General features: G+C 65.3%; 13 protein-coding genes. 10 read left to right on the top strand and 3 right to left on the bottom strand.

Translation table 11 applies throughout. The features are described from left to right. The first annotated feature begins 44 nt into the window (after window positions 1–44). Window positions 45–425, top strand: coding sequence for a cupin domain-containing protein (locus U5A58_RS07040; protein WP_321936592.1), 381 nt, complete (start codon window positions 45–47; stop codon window positions 423–425). Between the two features lie 71 nt (window positions 426–496). Here U5A58_RS07040 and U5A58_RS07045 read toward each other — a convergent pair whose 3' ends face one another. After that, a complete protein-coding gene (locus tag U5A58_RS07045; protein WP_415774183.1) occupies window positions 497–1615 on the bottom strand; it encodes an FUSC family protein in 1119 nt (372 codons plus the stop codon). Window positions 1616–1867: 252 nt separating this feature from the next. On the opposite strand from U5A58_RS07045, the gene U5A58_RS07050 reads away from it, so the two are divergent. Continuing rightward, window positions 1868–2566, top strand: a complete 699-nt coding sequence (locus U5A58_RS07050; RefSeq protein WP_321960863.1) for a cation transporter — start codon at window positions 1868–1870, stop codon at window positions 2564–2566. Window positions 2567–2619: 53 nt separating this feature from the next. Here the strand turns inward: U5A58_RS07050 and U5A58_RS07055 are convergent, their stop codons facing one another. Beyond that, the gene (locus U5A58_RS07055; protein WP_321960864.1) at window positions 2620–3435 is read right to left on the bottom strand and encodes a helix-turn-helix transcriptional regulator; all 816 of its coding nucleotides are present in this window, start codon (window positions 3433–3435) and stop codon (window positions 2620–2622) included. Window positions 3436–3690: 255 nt separating this feature from the next. Here U5A58_RS07055 and U5A58_RS07060 point away from each other — a divergent pair, with 255 nt between their 5' ends. The 5 genes from U5A58_RS07060 to U5A58_RS07080 are packed head-to-tail and all read left to right on the top strand — an operon-like array spanning window position 3691 to window position 11477. Continuing rightward, window positions 3691–5883, top strand: coding sequence for a TonB-dependent siderophore receptor (locus U5A58_RS07060; RefSeq protein ID WP_321960865.1), 2193 nt, complete (start codon window positions 3691–3693; stop codon window positions 5881–5883). 8 nt (window positions 5884–5891) lie between these two features. After that, window positions 5892–6737, top strand: coding sequence for an ABC transporter ATP-binding protein (locus U5A58_RS07065; RefSeq protein WP_321960866.1), 846 nt, complete (start codon window positions 5892–5894; stop codon window positions 6735–6737). Between the two features lie 2 nt (window positions 6738–6739). Beyond that, the gene (locus tag U5A58_RS07070) at window positions 6740–7669 is read left to right on the top strand and encodes an ABC transporter substrate-binding protein (RefSeq protein ID WP_321960867.1); all 930 of its coding nucleotides are present in this window, start codon (window positions 6740–6742) and stop codon (window positions 7667–7669) included. Then, window positions 7666–9735, top strand: coding sequence for a Fe(3+)-hydroxamate ABC transporter permease FhuB (gene fhuB / locus U5A58_RS07075; RefSeq protein WP_321960868.1), 2070 nt, complete (start codon window positions 7666–7668; stop codon window positions 9733–9735). The genes U5A58_RS07070 and fhuB overlap by 4 nt, the downstream gene beginning before the upstream one ends. Before the next feature lie 41 nt (window positions 9736–9776). After that, window positions 9777–11477, top strand: coding sequence for a cyclic peptide export ABC transporter (locus U5A58_RS07080; RefSeq protein WP_321960869.1), 1701 nt, complete (start codon window positions 9777–9779; stop codon window positions 11475–11477). A 100-nt stretch (window positions 11478–11577) separates the two neighbouring features. On the opposite strand, the gene katG is transcribed toward U5A58_RS07080, so the two are convergent. Further along, window positions 11578–13752: a catalase/peroxidase HPI gene (katG, locus tag U5A58_RS07085; RefSeq protein WP_321910380.1), complete on the bottom strand. Its 2175-nt coding sequence runs from the start codon at window positions 13750–13752 to the stop codon at window positions 11578–11580. Window positions 13753–14467: 715 nt separating this feature from the next. Between katG and U5A58_RS07090 the strand changes: the two genes are divergently transcribed. From U5A58_RS07090 to U5A58_RS07100, 3 genes are read left to right on the top strand one after another with little or no spacing between them, the layout of a single operon-like run. Next, on the top strand, window positions 14468–16084 hold the full coding sequence (locus tag U5A58_RS07090; protein ID WP_415774184.1) for a peptide ABC transporter substrate-binding protein: 1617 nt from the start codon (window positions 14468–14470) through the stop codon (window positions 16082–16084). Window positions 16085–16099: 15 nt separating this feature from the next. Further along, entirely contained in the window at window positions 16100–17038 is a 939-nt protein-coding gene (locus U5A58_RS07095; protein ID WP_321960870.1) for an ABC transporter permease subunit, read from the top strand. A 27-nt stretch (window positions 17039–17065) separates the two neighbouring features. Further along, complete coding sequence (locus U5A58_RS07100) at window positions 17066–17950, top strand: ABC transporter permease (protein WP_321960871.1); 885 nt, start codon at window positions 17066–17068, stop codon at window positions 17948–17950. Window position 17951 lies beyond the last annotated feature (1 nt).

Below are 17951 nucleotides of genomic sequence, written 5' to 3' on the forward strand. Positions count from 1 at the left end.
GTTCGCTATCGCGGGCGAATCAACCTGTGGAGCGGTCTGCAACCATGAGTCCCTTTGCCGAGTCGTTCGATCTCGAAGCCGCGTTCGGCGACGTGTCCGAATACTGGTCGCCGAAAGTCGTCGCGCAGGTCAACGACCAGTATGTGAAAGTCGCGAAAGTGCGCGGCCAACTGGTGTGGCACGACCATGCGGGCGAGGACGAACTGTTCTTCGTCGTGCGCGGGCATCTGAAAATCGAGTACGAAGGCGGGCGTGTTGTCGATGTGCCCGCTGGTTCGATGCACGTGGTGCCGCGCGGCACGTTGCATAACCCGGTAGCCGAAGACGAGTGCTGGATCGTGTTGATCGAGCCCGTGCAGACGAAGCACACAGGCGATATTGCGTCGCCGTTGACGAAGACGATCGAGCAGCAGTTGCGCCGGTAGCGCCCATTAGCGAAGGGGCGCCTGGCCGGGACGCATCGAGCGCGGTTGGCTCCCGGTCGGCTCGCCGTTGCCTATTTCGTGTGGTTCGAGCTTCGGAGCGGGAAGATGAGCATGGCGGCAGCGAGGCCAAGTGCTCCGCCGAGGAGCGTCTCCCAGGCTCGCGCGGCAAGCAGGGAGACGGAGTGCACGCCGCTTGCTGCGAGCGTAACGATCAGCGTGAAGGCGAACGCCCCGCAGGCGATGTCGTAGCGCTCCGGCAACGCCATCGCATAGATGACCATCGCGAGCGCAGCGGCAGCCCATATGAGCAACGGCGCGTGCTCGGCGACCGGCAGGCAGGCAAGGCCTATGGGAACGCCAATCAACGTACCGAGAATCCGGCGGCGAACACGCTGTATCGTTCCGGTTGCCGAACCGGCGACGACGTACGTGCACGCGGTGATCGCCCAGGCAGACTCCTCGAGGCCAATGAGGCCGTTCAGGAGGCAGATGAGCAGCGCGCCAATGGCCGCCTGCAGTCCCATGAAGAACTCCGGCGACCACCGCCCGGGTAACGGCTGCGGCCCGGCGGCGAGCACCGCGGCGATGGCAGGCCGTTCTGCCGGCCCGCTCAGCATGCGCGGCACGACCGATGCCAACACGGCGATCAGCGCGGCTATCCCGATTGCCCGCAGATCGTCCGTGGTAAGGCGAGCACCGTATGCAAGGAGTTCTCCGATATAGATTTGCGAACCTATGCCCGCACCGAGCACGCCGAATCGTTTGAGATAACCAACCAGAAACGCGCCCGACACGAGAACGAGTTCCGGCCCTACCCGGCCTGCATGCTGTAGCGGCCTCGCCAACACCACGAACAGAACCGCACCGAACGCGGCGGCAAAGCTCAGCAGCATGAGATCGCGACTGGATTCGGCTCGCGTCGTTTTGCCTTCGGAGACGCTCGCCCAGAGCGCGAAGCTTCCGGCCAGATAGCCAAGCGACACGCTGCTGGGCACGCTTCGGGCAATGTCCTGCAACGTCCCGAGTGCCGCCGCGAGCCCGTACGCCGTCACGAGTCGCAGCCCCTTGATCCGGCGATGCGTACCGGGATCAACCCGCTCCAGCCAACGGCCAAGTGCGGCGGCGGGTGGCAGCATCCCCCGCAGACATTTTCTGGCTTTGTCAGGCCAGCGACGCAAACTGTCGTTCATGGGCGTGTCCGTGATCTTTTCCGGGGCATCAGCGAGGCCAGCCTTCGGAGCTTCGCAGCCATAGCATGAAAACGCAGTTTAGGCTTGCGAGCACTAAAAACCTCAACGATCTGGAAAACAGGCGCGACAGACGCGGGGGCCCTCGCCCCGCGCCTTGGCTCCTGCTGTCACCGGCCTGCCATGTACGCTCGCTACGCTAGCGGCTCTCCCCGTGCGGCAGCCTTTTGCTTGTGCCCATTACAAAAAACAGCCATGCAAGCCTCCTGCGTCGTCGTCCTCGTTAATGTCGCACTGATGGCGATGCAATTCGTCGCAGGCGGCATTTCGGGCTCGAACGCCATGCTGGCCGATGGCGCGCATACGCTGGTCGATGTGCTCGGCGACGGGGCCGTTGCGGCCGCAATCTTTTTCGACAGTGCGAATCGCTTCGGACGCCAACACAAACTGACACCGATCGCGACGGTCCTCGTCAATCTGCTTATGCTGGCAACCGGCGCGGAATTACTGTTCGCGGGCGTCCTCCCTGTTGCGGCGCAGCCCGCCGGAGCGCGCCCCGCCGTCCTGGCCGCGCTCGCCGTGGCGGTCGCCAGCGTTACCGTCAGGACGGGGTTGTGGTGCTATCTGAGGGCGGCGGCCGCGCAGGCGAAGCGTCGAGACAGTGGCAGCATTGCGGGCGCACTCAGCGCGAGCGCATGGCATGCGTGCGCAGATTCGGTGGCTTCCGGCGTCGCGGCGGTCGGAGCAACAGGAGTGCTTGCCGGTTTCCCCGCCATCGACCGAAGCGGCACCGCGCTCATCGGTTTGCTGCTCATCATGGCCGGCCTGTTGCAGAATGCCGCTACGCTGCGCTCGCTGTTACCGCAATTCGCCCGCATGAACTGGAGCTGGCGCCCCTATGAGCGCCCCGGCCCGGACAACGCGCCGGGCGAACCCTGCGGCGGTCGAAGATAACCGGCCGCTATGGCCTTGACCCTCTTCCGAAACGCCCCCGCGTCCCATCAGGCTCAGTCCGTTTCGCTGAGGTGTTGGCGAAACTGCTGCGGCGTGCATCCAAAGGCACGCCGGAACATCGCGGAGAACGTGCGTACGTCCGCGTAACCCAGGTCCTGCGCGATCTGGCCGGGCGTATGACCGACCGCCAGCTTCGACATCGCCTCGGCAAGTCGCAGTTGTTCGCGCCATTGACCGAACGTCATGCCCGTCTCCTGACGAAAAAGCCGTGCGACAGTGCGGGCGCTCGCACCGACCTCGTCGGCCCACGCTTCCAGTGTGTCGTTGCTCGCCGGTTGCGCGATGAGGCGTTCGCAAATGCGGCGCAGACGCGCGTTCACAGGCAACGGCAGGCGCTTGTCAGGCGCGCGCGCGCACGCGAGCTGCAGCAGACGCAGAATCAGCGGCACGAGCAGCGTTTCACGCGTCGGCACCGCCCCGGAACCGGCCGTGGCCTCGCCATCGAGCGCGGAATCGAACATGCCAAGAAGCGACGCGCGCAGCAGGGCATCGACCGTTAGCATCCGGCATTCAGCACCGCCTGCCGGCAGCGCGTCGGGGTCGATATAGAGCGTGCGCATCGACACCTTGCCAACCATGTACAGCTCGTGCTCGACCTGCGAGCCGATCAGCAACGCGTGGCCGGGCGTGAGCATCCAGAGGCCGCCCGGCGTCACCACGCGCACGATGCCGGTCGTCGCGTAGACGAGTTGCGAACGATGGTGAATGTGAGCGATCTCGTGGGTGTCGTCAGCGTAGTCGATGGATTGTGCGATCACTTTTTGTGCCGCAGGCAGCGCGCCGAAGGTCTGTAGCTTTGGCTGGATCATGACTGCATTGATTACTTTTTAGGTGAATTACCTTCCAACCTGCCATCTTTGGCCATTTCGATGCCAAAGTTGTCCGGACTATGCCGGAACACCGCAGTTATAGTAGCGCCTGAGCGGCCCAGCCGTCTTCTGTTTGATCGTCCCCATCCCGTTGTTCATGCATCAGGGACCAAAAAGAGTCCCCTGCACGGCATTTTATTAGTTAACGCGAATCATTTCGACTTGCATTATTATTCACGCGATGGAGAAGTCCACATGAAGACCGGGGTAGGCAGCACGACTGCCATTGCATTGCTGCTTTATCTCCTTGGAGGGGGCGGCGCAGTGCACGCACAATCGACCGACGGCAGCGCACAGGACGCCACCGGCGGCGCGACAACCCAGCTTCCGGCCGTCAAGGTAAGCGGCCGGCGCGAGCAGACGGCCACCGGCGTGGCTGACGGCTATGTCCCGGTTACGGCGGTCACGGCCACCAAAACGGACACACCTCTGATCGAAACACCGCAGTCGGTTTCCGTCGTTACGCGCGACCAGATGACCGATCAGAACGCCCAGAGCGTGACCGAGGCGCTGCGCTACACCGCGAGCGTCACGTCGGAAATCCGTGGCGCTTCGGCTGCCGGCGCGCCGTATCTGATGAGCCGTGGTTTCTACCTCGAGCAGTTTCTCGACGGCTCCCGCCTGCCGAGCGATTCGAATTTCGGTTACGCGATTCCCGCTTTCGATCCCTATGGGCTCGAGCGCATCGACGTGCTCCATGGACCGGCCTCGGTGCTCTACGGTCAGGCGAACCCAGGCGGCATCGCGAATCTGGTCAGCAAGCAGCCGACCACCACGCCGGTGCACGAGGTGTTCTTCACCACGGGCAGCCACAACCGCGTGGAAGGCGGCTTCGACCTTGGCGGCGCGATTACGCCCGACGGCACCCTCTCCTATCGCCTCACCGGCACCGCCAACCAGAACGACGCGCAGGTCGATGGCGTGAAGCAGAAACACGTCTACATCGCGCCCGCCATCACCTGGAAACCGGACGCGAATACGACATTGACGCTGCTCGCGAAGTACCAGCGCGACCCCGACGTCGGCTACTACAACTTCGTGCCGGCCATCGGCAGCGTCTTCGACACGCCGAACGGCAGGATTTCGACGCACACGAATCTCGGCGACCCGAACTTCGATTCGCACTCGAGAACCCAGGCTTCGGTCGGCTACCAGTTCGAGCACCGCTTCAACGATGTCTGGACCTTCCGGCAAAACCTGCACTACACCTACGTGCGCGACGAGTTCTCGAACGTGTTCACGAACGGCTTCGCGGACAACTCCGATACGACGCTGAACCGCTACGCGTTCTTCAACGACGAAAGCGCGAAGTTCTTCACCGTCGACAACCAGGCGCAGGCGAAATTCTCCACGGGACCGGTCAGCCATACGGCACTCTTCGGATTCGATTTTCAGCGCGTGCTCTATCGCGAACGCGTGGGTCTCGGCGCCGCGCCGCAGCTCGATCCGTTTGCACCGGTTTATCAGAGCGTGGCGATGCCGGACGCTTTCTCGGACGACAACATTCGCATGAAGCAGTTCGGCCTGTACGCCCAGGACCAGCTTGCCTGGATCAAGTGGCGCTTCCTGATCGGCGTGCGCCAGGACTGGGCCTCCGCGGACGACAACAACCCGCTCACGGCGTCGTACACGTCGCAGTCTGAGCGCGCGTTCACATGGCGCACCGGTCTCGTCTATCTGTTCGACAACGGCTTCGCGCCGTATGCGAGCTTCGCGAAGTCGTTCGATCCGCAGGCGGGTGTGCTCGCGGACGGCTCGGCCGCGAAGCCGACCACCGCTGAGCAGTACGAAGTAGGCGTGAAGTACCAACCGCCCGGGTACAACAGTTTCATCACAGCTTCTGTCTTCGATCTGCGCGAGCGCAACGTGCTCACCGCCGATCTCGACAATCCCGGCTTCAGCACGCAGGCGGGGCAAGTGCGGGCGCGCGGCTTCGAACTCCAAGGCCAGGCAAGCCTTTCCGACAGCCTCAATGTCACCGCGTCCTACACCTACCTGAGCAGCGTGACCACCGAATCGAACGACTCGGCGACGACCCTCGACGGCGGCTCGACCCCGCTCCAGGGCAAGCAAACCTGGGGCATTCCGCGCAACGTCGCGGCCGCGTGGCTCGACTACACGCTGCACGGCGGCTCGCTGCGCGGCCTCGGCTTCAGCGGCGGCGTGCGCTATCTGGGCTCGAGCTACGACGAGTCGAACACGATCCGCGTGCCGTCCGTCACGCTCGTCGACGCGGCAGTGCACTACGACACGGGCCGTCACTGGCTGCTCTCCCTGAATGGCACCAACCTGTTCAATCGACAGTACGTGGCGTCATGCTTCAGCGCGACCACCTGCACCTACGGCGACGGCGTCGAAGTGCTCGCGACCGCGCGCTATCGCTGGTAAGGCGGCGGATGAGTTCGATACAGGCAACGCACTCGCCCGATGTCAACGATCCGGGGCCGCTGCGCGAACGCGCAAGCGGCGGGGTACTCTACGAGATCGAAGGCGCGTCGTTCGAGGCGGGTGGCCGCGTGCTGCTGCAGCCGCTCACGCTCGCGCTCACGGCGGGCCGCATGATCGCGCTGATCGGCCACAACGGGTCGGGCAAGAGCACGCTGCTCAAGCTGCTGGCGCGCCAGCAAACGCCCTCGCGCGGCACGCTGCGCTTCTCGGGCCGCGAGATTGGCGCGTGGTCCGCGCGGGAATTCGCGAGGCGTGTGGCCTACCTGCCGCAGCATCCGCCGCTCGCTACGGGCATGACCGTGCGGGAACTCGTCGCGCTGGGCCGTTATCCGTGGCATGGCGCGCTGGGCCGCCTGCGCAGCGAAGACGCCGCGATTATCGACGAGGCACTGCGCGTGACGGACACGGCGCGCTTCGCCTCGCAGCTCGCCGACCACCTGTCGGGCGGCGAGCGTCAGCGCGCCTGGCTCGCCATGCTCGTTGCGCAAGGCGCTTCGTGCCTGCTGCTCGACGAGCCAACTTCGGCGCTCGATATCGCGCACCAGTTGGACGTGCTGCGCTTACTGCGCAGCCTCGCCGACGATCACGCGATGACCATCGTCATCGTGCTGCACGACATCAACCTCGCCGCGCGCTTTTGCGACGAACTCGTCGCGCTGCACAGCGGCCGGTTGCTGACCTCAGGTACGCCGGCCGACCTGATGCAGGGCCAGGTGCTCGAAGCGATATACGGCGTTCCGATGGATGTCGTGCCGCACCCGCACGGCGGTGGCGCAATTGCGGTGGCGCGCTGACCATGCACAGGCGAACCTTTTTAGTTTCGTTGGCCACCCGCGCGGCCGCTTTTTCCGGCATCGCGCCGCTCGCCGTCGCGGCGCGCGCTTCGACGCGAAGCGCCCCGCCGCGTGTGGTCGTGCTCGACTGGGGGCTCGCCGAAACGCTGCTCGCGCTCGGGGTCGTCCCCGCTGGCGTCGCGGAGATCAGCGACTACAACGCGAACGTGGTCGCGCCTCCCGTCCCGCCCGGCGTGCCGGACGTCGGGCTGCGGCTCGCACCGAGCCTCGAATGGCTCGCCCAGCTCGCCCCCGATCTCATCCTCATCAACTCGAGCCAGGAGTCGCAGCGCGACATCCTGGAGCGGATTGCACCGGTTCGCGCATTCGCGATCTACACCGACGCGGGCGCGCCCTACCGCCGCGCCGAAGCGGTCACGCGCGAGCTGGGCGCGCTATGCCGATGCGAAAGCGCTGCCGAAGCGCTCATCGCGCGAACCGCACAGGCACTTGCTGCAAGCCGCGCGCGTCTCATGGCCGCGCCCGCGCGATCACGGCCGCTCTACCTGGTCCGGTTCTTCGACGCCCGGCATATCGGCGTATATGGCGCGCGCAGCCTGTTCCAGGACGTGCTCGACACGCTCGGCCTCGTCAACGCATGGCGTGGCCCAACCGACTACTGGGGAATTGGCGTCGCGCCGCTCGAAGCGCTCGCCGCCGCGCCCGATGCCAAGGTGCTCTACTTCGACCCGCTGCCCCAAGGCGTTGCAAGCACGCTCGCGTCGAACCGCCTCTGGCACGCGTTGCCACCCGTCGCCCGTGGCCGCGTGGCCGCGCTGCCCCCCTTCTGGGGCTTCGGCATGCTGCCCTCGGCGCAGCGCTTCGGCGAGGCACTCGCGCAAACGTTGCTCGCAAACCCAACGCTCAGTGTTAGCGGAGTTGCCCATCCATGAGCGGACTCGATCGCCTCCCTCCATCCACTGCGTGTACCCGCCTCGTATGGCGGCGCGTCTCGCTCGGGCGCTTGCCTCGCGTGCTCGTCGCCGTGGCGCTTGTGCTCGCGTTTGTCGCTGCGCTCGGCCTGTCGGCGGCCAATCTTGCTGCGATCGCACCGCGTGCGCTGTGGTGGCAGGCCGTGCTCTCGCCCGATACGCACGACGTCCGGCAGATCATCGCGCACGACAGCTGGCTGCCGCGCATCGTCACCGCGTGGCTTGCGGGTGCGACGCTCGGCCTGGCCGGCACGATCTTCCAGCAGGTGCTGCGCAATCCGCTCGCCGAACCGATGACGCTTGGCATTTCCGCCGGCGCCCAGCTTGCGCTCACGCTCGCCGCGCTCTGGGCGCCCGCGCTGGCCGCGCACGGTTTCGCGCGCGAGCCCATCGCGCTCGCGGGCGCGCTGGCCGCCGCAGCGGCCGTGTTCGGCCTGGCGTGGCGAAGCGGCCTCGCGCCGGTGACCGTCGCCATTGCGGGCCTCGTCGTGACGCTCTGGTGCGGCTCGGTCAGCGTTGCGCTGCAGCTCTTTCATACGCCCTATATGCGCGGCCTGTTCATCTGGGGCGGCGGCTCGCTCGTCCAGCAGGACTGGAGCGAAGTCGCGGCGCTCGCCCCGCGGCTCGCCGCGGGCGGCATACTCGCGTGGCTGCTGTTGCGCCCGCTGCAACTCTTCAGTCTCGATGACGCCAATGCCCGCAGCCTCGGCCTCGCGCTGCGCCGGCTGCGGCTTGCCGCGCTCGCGCTCGCCGTCATGCTGAGCGCCGCCGTGGTGAGCACGGTTGGGGTAATCGGCTTCGTCGGGCTGGCTGCGCCTGCCATCGCGCAACTCGCGGGCGCGCGCCGACTTGGGCAGCGTCTCCTGCTCGCGCCGTTGTGCGGCGCGCTGTTGCTATGGCTGACGGACCAGGCTGTGCAGCCGCTCGCAAATGCGCTCGGCGAACTGGTGCCCGCCGGGGCCGCCTGCGCGCTCTTCGGCGCGCCGCTCATGCTGCTCATCCTTGCGCGCATGCGCCGCACGCAGCGCCTCGACACCACCGCCGCACCAGCGCACACGGTCCCCGATGGCATCTCGATCAAGCGCCGCTTCACGCTGATCCTGTTCGCGACTGTCATCATGCTAGTCATCGGGCTCGACTTCGGCCGCGGCGTGCACGGCTGGCAGTTCAGCAGTCTCGCCGAACTTGCGCGTGTCGCGATCTGGCGCGCACCGCGTGAGATCGCCGCGTTTGCAGCCGGCATCATGCTCGCGTTGGCGGGGACACTGTTGCAGCGTCTGTCCGGCAATCCGCTCGCGAGCCCGGAGGTACTCGGCGTGTCCGCGGGCGCCTCGCTTGGCCTCATCGCGCTCGTGTTCGGCGCGGCCGATGCGGGACACGTCGCGCGGTTTGCGGCAACGGCCGGCGGCGCGTTCGCGACCTTGCTCGCGCTATTGTGGTTCGCGCGCCGCTCCGGCTTCGCGCCGCAACGCGTGCTGCTCGCCGGCGTCGCAATCGGCGCGCTATTCCAGGCCGTGGTCGCCGTCGTGATCGCCGGGGGCGGCGAACGCGCAGCCACCCTGCTCGCCTGGCTCGCGGGCTCGACCTACACGGTCACGCCCGGCGACGCGGCGCTCGCGCTCACGCTGTGCGTGCTGCTCAGCGCGTTCATGCCACTGACCGGACGATGGCTGGCGATCCTGCCACTCGGAGACGCAAGCGCACGTGCGCTCGGCATGCGCACACCGCTTGCGCGCGGCGCGCTGCTTGGACTCACCGCCTTGCTGACTGCCGCTGCGACCTTGATCGTCGGGCCGCTGTCGTTCATCGGGCTCACTGCGCCGCATTTCGCCCGGCTCGCGGGCGCGCGGCGTCCGCTCGACCAGATGCTGCTCGCCGCGCCGATCGGCGGATTCACGATTGTTCTGGCCGACTGGCTCGGACGCACGCTGCTGTTACCGCGCGAACTGCCAGCCGGCCTTGTCGCGACGATTTTCGGCGCGCCGTGGCTCATGTGGCTGCTCGCGCGCCGTGCGGCCGCCTCATGATCGCGCCCGCTGCACATCCCACAATAACGAAGGAGAAAACGATGCTTGCCGACCTGTTCCGCCTGCTGCGCCGCTTGTGGCCCATCTCGGCGCTCGCGACGCTCATGGGCGCGGCGAGCGGCATTGCCACGGCGGCGCTGCTCGCCCTCACGAATCGCGCGTTGCACGGCGCCGCCGCTTCGCTGCCCACGTTCGTCGCGAGTTTCGCCGCCCTCTGCGCGCTCGCGCTCGCGGGCGAGGTGATCTCGGACATCGGCAACAACATCGTCGGACAGCGCGTGATTGCGGCCTTGCGCAAGAACCTGACTGCGAAAATCATTGCGGCGCCGATCAGCGAAATCGAACAGTTTCGCAGCCACCGGCTGATCGCCGCGCTCAATCAGGACATCGATACGATCAGCGCGTTCTCGTTCCTGTTCTCGAGCCTCGCCATCGCAACCGCCACCATCGTCGGCTGTCTTGGCTATCTGTTCGTGCTCTCGCCGACACTGCTGCTGATCGCGCTCGCAGCCATTGCGCTCGGCTCGGTCGCGCAGTCGCTCGCGAGGCGCGTCGGGATCCGCCGCTTCGGCGCGGCGCGCGAAGCCGAAGATCGACTGCAGAAGCACTATCGTGCGCTCGTGGATGGCGCAAAGGAGCTGCGCATCAACCGCGAGCGCCGCGTATTCGTCTACGGCCATGAGCTGTCCGGCACGATCGACGCGATTTTCCGGCTGCGCGTGCGCGCCGCGAATGTGTTCGTGAGCGCGAATGCGTTCGGCTCGCTGCTGTTCTTCGTCGTGGTCGGTCTCATGCTCGTGCTGCAGAGTGGCTCCGCAAATGCGGATCGCAGCGTGCTAACCGGCTTCGTGCTGGTTCTGCTTTACATGAAGGGACCGATTCAGGAGATCGTCAGCGCGCTGCCGTCCATCGGGCGTGCGCAAGTTGCGTTCAGACGTATCGCCGAACTATCCGCACGCTTCTCCAGCAGCGAGCCGGCTTTGCTCGACGCGCGCGCATTCACTCGCAGCCACGACCGACCTTTCTCGACGCTCACGCTGCGCGACGTCACTTACCGCTTTCCCGCACCGCTCGACGACGGCCTCGCGGGCGAGCAACCCGATGCCGCCGGGTTCGCGCTCGGGCCGCTGTCGCTCACCGTTCACCGCGGCGAAACGCTTTTCATCGTCGGCGAGAACGGCTGCGGCAAGACCACGCTAATCAAGCTGTTGCTCGGCCTCTATACACCTGATAGCGGCGCGATGCTTGTCGACGGCGAACCACTGCGTGCGGACGAGATCGATGCCTACCGTCAGCTATTCTCGGCGGTGTTCTCCGACTACTATCTTTTCGACACCTTGCTGCCGGGCGAGGACAAGCCTGCAACGCAAGCGCAGCGCTATCTGGAGCGGCTTGCACTGACTCACAAGGTATCGGTTCGGGAAGACGGCACGTTCAGTACAACGGATCTCTCCACCGGACAGCGCAAGCGGCTGGCGCTCGTGCACGCTTATCTGGAAGGCAGACCCGTGATGGTGCTCGACGAGTGGGCAGCCGATCAGGACCCGACGTTCCGCCGCATTTTCTATACCGAGATTTTGCCGGACCTGAAACGCCAGGGCACGACGCTGATCGTGATTTCGCATGACGACCGTTACTTCAGCGCCGCCGACCGGTATATCCGGCTCGAAGACGGACGCATTGTCGAAGAGGTGCGGACGGCACACGGCACACCTGCCGCAAGTGTGACGCGCGCATCCTGAACGGCGCGCCGGGGGGGGTGGCGCGCAGACGCGGAGGGAGCCCCGGCGAGCAGCATAAGCCGCTTGCCGGGGCAGGTTTCAGACCATCATCAGGACGCCGTCAGGCCAGGTCGAAGCGATCCAGGTTCATGACCTTCGTCCACGCCGCGACGAAGTCCTTGACGAACCGCTGCTGGGCATCGCTGCTCGCATACACTTCGGCCAGCGCGCGCAGCACGGCGTTGGAGCCGAACAGCAGATCGACGCGCGTGCCGGTGTACTTCACTTCGCCGCTCTTGCGCTCGCGCCCTTCGAACAACTCAGCCGTCGCGTCGGTGGGCTTCCATTCGGTGCGCATATCCAGCAGGTTGACGAAGAAGTCGTTGCTGAGCACGCCCACGCGGTCGGTCAGCACACCGTGGCCGCTGCCGTCGAAATTGGCGCCCAATACGCGCAGGCCGCCGATCAGCACGGTCAGTTCCGGCGGCGTCAGCGTGAGTTGCTGGGCCTTGTCGATCAACCGGGCCTCGGTCGTGGCGCCGCCTTGCTCGCCGCGATAGTTGCGGAATCCGTCGGCGAGCGGCTCGAGAAGTCCGACCACTTCGATATCGGTCTGGTCCTGGCGGGCATCGACGCGGCCCGCCGCAAACGGCACGTCGACCTTGACGCCGGCCGCCGCAGCAGCCTGCTCGATGCCGACCACACCGGCCAGCACGATCACGTCGGCGAGCGACGCCTTGCCGGAGGCCTGCTGGATGGCCTGCAGCTTCGGCAGCGCCCCGGCGGCGATCTTGTTGACTTCCCAGTCCTTCTGCGGCGCCAGCGCGAGGCGCGCCCCGTTGGCTCCGCCGCGCTTGTCGCCGCCGCGGAACGTCGAGGCCGACGCCCACGCCGCCGAAACCAGTTCGCTGACCGACAACCCAGACCCGGCGATCTTCGCTTTCAGATCGGCAATGTCAGCGGCGCCCGGATTGTGAGTGGGTGCCGGCAGCGGATCTTGCCAGAGCAAATCTTCCTTCGGCACTTCCGGGCCGAGGTAGCGCGCTTTCGGTCCCATGTCGCGGTGCGTCAACTTGAACCACGCACGCGCGAACGCTTCATTGAAGGCCTGCGGATCCGCGTGGAAGCGGCGTGAGATCTTCTCGAAAGCGGGGTCGAAGCGCAGCGTGAGGTCGGTGACCAGCATCGTCGGCTTGCGCTTTTTCGACGGGTCGAAGGGGTCGGGGATGATGTCCGGCGCATCCTTCGCTTCGAACTGAATGGCGCCGGCCGGGCTGCGTGTCTGCACCCATTCATATTTGAAGAGATTCTCGAAGAAGTAGTTGCTCCACTGCGTCGGCGTTTGCGTCCAGATCACTTCGATGCCGGACGTGATCGCATCCTCGCCCGCGCCCGAGCCGTAGCTGCTGGACCAGCCAAGACCTTGCGCTTCGAGCGGCGCGGCTTCCGGGTCGACGCCCACATTCGTGGCCGGGCCCGCGCCATGGGTCTTGCCGAGCGTGTGGCCACCGGCAATCAGCGCGACGATCTCCTCGTCGTCCATCGCCATGTTTCCAAACGTCGCGCGTATGGCCGGGGCGGCCGATACCGGGTCGCCGCTGGCGTTCGGCCCTTCCGGGTTCACGTAGATCAGGCCCATCTCGGTGGCGGAAAGCGGGTTCTTCGCCAGCGTCTCCGGATTGCGGTGCGTGAGCCACTTCTTCTCATCGCCCCAGTCCACGTCGAGATCCGGTTCCCACACGTCTTCGCGGCCGGCGGCGAAACCGAAAGTGCGAAAGCCCGCGTTCTCGAGAGCCACGTTGCCGGCCAGCACGATCAGGTCGGCCCACGAGATCTTCTGGCCGTACTTCTGCTTGACGGGCCACAGCAGCCGGCGCGCCTTGTCGAGGCTGACGTTGTCCGGCCATGAATTGATCGGCGCGAAGCGCTGCTGGCCGCGACCGGCACCGCCACGGCCATCCACCATGCGGTACGTACCCGCGCTATGCCAGGCCATGCGGATGAAGAGGCCCGCGTAGCTGCCCCAGTCGGCCGGCCACCATTCCTGAGAGTCGGTCAGTACGGCTTTGAGGTCAGCCTTCAGCGCGCTGTAGTCTAGCTTCTTGAACTCTTCGCGATAGTCAAAGCTTTCGCCCAGCGGATTGGAGCGGTTGGAATGCTGGTTCAGCAGGTCGACGCGTAGCTGGTTAGGCCACCAGTCGAGGTTTCCCGTGCCAGTACCGGCTACGGGCTTGGGTTCGGCGTGAACAGGACATTTTGCAGAATCGGGGGTGGGCGTGTCGATTGGCGAGCTCATGTTTCCTCCATTCGCGTGCGGGGGGCCTTTAATATATACGTAACTCATGACGCGCCCCAATTGAGTGCCCCTATGCGGCCGATAGCCGGCTTCTGGCTGACGAAGCAAGACACCGGTCGAGCCCGGCTATGCGCCTGGCTCGTGCACCCGATGACAGCGGCAGGCAAGCAGCGGCGGTGACAAAGCACAAACGCTTCCGTCGCGCATAACGGCCAGGCACGGTCCAGACTTCTGCCGCAGCCACGCCGAGACTGACGAAACGGTCATCGTGCTCGAAGGGCCGCATCGTCGTGCTCTGAATCTGCGTGGCGCATTCTTCGCGATGCATTCGCTAAAGGCAGCGTGCAGTCCATATAGTTGATTGACCGCAAAGCTCTTGCACGGAAGCCCAGGCGCCGCGCCGCGTATCTCATGCGCGTACGTTGTTCGTCCGAACACGCTTTCTCTTCCGCGCCAAAAATATTAATTGCAATTTCAACGGCTTATTTTTGCGCTGGAAAAGCGCCTCGCGCGCAAGGCTCTTCGCCATAGGAGAAATCCGAATCTCCGCGCGCATCCTCACCGATTGACAAGCCCTGCGCCACTTCCAATAATCGCCCCCGACTCGCCCATCAGGCTAGTAATCGCCACGCCAGGCTCAGGCCGAATCGTCACGGCGTAGCTGCCTGTGCCGCGCGATTCGGCGTCGCAAAACGATCATTAATCAGGAGACCCAATGACACGATCATCTCTCTTCACAGCGACGCTCATGGCGTTCGCGCTCGTTCAATCCGCCCAGGTTCGAGCCGTCACGATTGCGCCCGGCACCGCGCTCGCGGCGAAGCAGGAGATGACGCGGCAAAATCAGGCCGAAGTCGAATCGCTCGATCCCGCCTACATCGAATCGTATTCGGCCAATCTCATCGGCCTTGATCTCTACGAAGGTCTGACACGTCTGGACGCGGCGGGCAATGTCGTGCCAGGCGTGGCAGAGTCCTGGACGCGCCCAGCCCCCGATACGTGGGTATTCAAGCTACGTCGAGACGCCAGATGGAGCGACGGCCATCCCGTGACGGCCGCCGATTTCGTCTATGCCTGGCAGCGCATGGCGGACCCGAAGACCGCATCGCCTTATACCATCGCCGTCGAGTTTCTGAAGAACGCAAAGGTTGTGATCGCAGGCAAGCAGCCGGCCTCCGCACTGGGCGTGCGCGCCGTCGATGCCTACACGCTAGAGGTGAAAACAGAAGGGCCCACGCCATTTCTCACCGAACTCTTCGCCAATTCATCAATGGCGCCTGTCGACCGTGCGACGGTCGCGAAGTTCGGCGCCTCGTGGACGCGTCCCGGCAACCTCGTAGGCAACGGCCCTTACGTCCTCGCCGACTGGCAACCGAACAACCGCATCGTCCTCACGAAGAACCCGCGCTACTGGAACGCGGCCCATGTTGCCATCACCAAGGTTACGTGGCTGCCGATCGAAAGCGACGAGACCGCCATGCGAATGTACCAGGCGGGCCAGATCGACATGACGTTCACGATTCCTTCCGGACAATACGCGCAGATCTCCAGGACCATGAGTGCCGATATCAAGGCCGGCTTGCGTATCGCGACTTACTATTACTCACTGAACAACGCCGATCCAGCACTGCGCGACCCACGTGTACGTCAAGCGCTCTCGATGGTGATCGATCGCGACCTTCTTACCTCGAAGATCACGCAAAGCGGGGAGTCGCCCGCCTACGGACTCATCGTCAAGGGCACCAAAGGCGCAGATCAATACACGCCAGACTGGGCTTCGTGGCCAATGGCCAAGCGTATAGACACCGCGCGCACGCTGCTCAAGGCGTCGGGTGTTTCCGATGCGAAGCCGCTCACGATCACGCTCACCTACAACACCAACGATCTCCACAAGAAGGTCGCACTCTTCGCTGCGAGCGAATGGCGCACCAAGCTGGGGGTCGACACGAAGCTCGACAACCTGGAATTCAAGGTGCTGCTCAAGCAGCGCCACGATGGCACGTACCAGGTCGCACGCAACGGCTGGTTCGCAGACTATAACGACGCGATGACGTATTACAGCCTCGTGCAGTGCAACAGCCCGCAAAACGATCAGCGCAACTGCAACACGAAAGCGGACGCCACCGCCGTCGAAGCCAACCTCCAGAGCGACGAGACCCGGCGCCAGGCAATGCTCACGCAGGCGTTCGCGCTTGCGATGAACGACTACCCGCTGCTGCCCATGTTCCAGTACTCGGCCGCCAGGCTCGTCAAACCATTCGTTGGTGGCTATTCGCTCACGAACTACATCGACGCGCGCGCCACCCAGGACATGTACATCCTGAAGCACTAACGCAGGCCCCCACCCATGTTCGCCTACACCCTGCGCCGCGTGCTGTGGTCGGTGCCGACCGTACTCGCGGTCATCACCGCCTGCTTTTTGCTGCTGCATCTCACGCCCGGTGGTCCGTTCGACACCGACAAGCGCCTCTCCGCCGCGGTCATGGCCAACCTCAACGCGCGCTATCACCTCGACGAGCCGCTATGGCAACAGTATCTGCGCTATCTAGGCGCGCTGCTGCATGGCGACCTCGGCAGTTCGTTCCGCTACGCCGACTGGTCGGTCAACGAGCTCGTGAGGAAGGCCGCGCCGGTGAGCCTCGGCATCGGTGGCATCTCCATACCGCTCGCGGTACTGCTGGGCGTGGCGCTTGGCACGCTCGCCGCCGTGCGCCGCAACAGCGTGGTGGACCACGCCGTGATGTTGCTCGGCAATCTCGGCAACGTCGTACCGCCATTCGTGCTAGGTCCGGCGCTCGTACTTTGTTTCGCTATCCTGCTCAAATCGGCCGACGGCAATGGCCTCTTGCCCGCAGGCGGCTGGGGCGACGGCGACTGGCGTCACCGGGTGCTGCCCGTCGCGTTGCTCGTCATCATCAACATGGCCGCGATCGCGCGCGTCATGCGCGGCAGCCTGATCGAGGTGCTCTCCGGCAACTTCATCCGCACGGCGCGCGCCAAGGGCTTGCCGGGGCACACCATCGTGTTGCGCCACGCCCTGCGCCCCGCGCTCATGCCCGTTGTCTCGTTGCTCGGCCCCGTCTGCATTTCGTCGATCACGGCGGCCGTCGTCACCGAATCGGTCTTTGCGCTTCCGGGGCTCGGTCAACTGGTGGTGAACGGTGCGGTCAACCGCGACTACACGCTCGTGCTCGGCCTGGTCGTCCTCACCACGGTCTGCGCCGTGCTCTTCAATCTGCTTGTCGACCTCGCCTATGCGTGGCTCGACCCGCGCATCCGCTACTAGTCCGTTATTAACGGAGGTTCCGCCACCATGAACGCACCTGGTCTCATTGCGCCAGCCGCCACCGCACGGAAGCGGCGCACGCCGCCCGCGTTGGCGCGCTTCGTTCGACACCGTGCGGCGCTCGCAAGCGTCGTCATGCTCGCCCTCATCGCGCTCGCCTGCTTCGCCGGCCCCCTCTTCCTGGCGCATTCGCCTATCGACAACGACTGGAGCGCGATTAGCCTCGCCCCCACGCTCAACGGCGGTCACTGGTTCGGCACCGACGAACTGGGCCGCGACTTGCTGGCGCGCACGCTGGTTGGCGGGCGCGTTTCTCTCGAGGTGGGGTTGCTCGGCACCTTCGTTTCCGCGCTGGCCGGCGTGATCTACGGCGCAACGGCCGGCTATCTGGGCGGCCGCGTGGACGCCGTGATGATGCGCATCGTCGACATGATGTACGCGATCCCCTACATGTTGATCGCCATTCTCATGGTCACACTGTTCGGGCGCGCGTTCTCGCTCGTCGTGCTCACCATCAGCGCGTTTTCGTGGCTCGACATGGCGCGTGTGGTTCGCGGGCAAACGCTCTCGCTGCGCTCGCGCGAATTCGTCGACGCCGCGCGCGCCATCGGCGTGCGGCCCGCGGCAATCATCGCGCGCCATATCGTGCCGAATCTCGCGGGCATCGTCGCCGTCTACGCCACGGTCACGGTACCGGCAATCATTCTTACGGAATCCGTATTATCGTTTCTCGGCCTTGGCGTCCAGGAACCCATGACGAGCTGGGGCGTGCTGATCCAGGACGGCGCGCAGAAGCTCGATGCCATGCCGTGGCTGCTCCTCTGCCCCGCTGTGCTGCTCTGTGCCACGCTCTACTGCGTGAACTTCGTCGGCGACGGTCTGCGCGACGCACTCGACCCACGGGAGCGCTGAC

Origin of the sequence: Paraburkholderia sp. J7 (assembly GCF_905220155.1) — a bacterium.
In the GTDB taxonomy this organism is placed as follows: domain Bacteria; phylum Pseudomonadota; class Gammaproteobacteria; order Burkholderiales; family Burkholderiaceae; genus Paraburkholderia.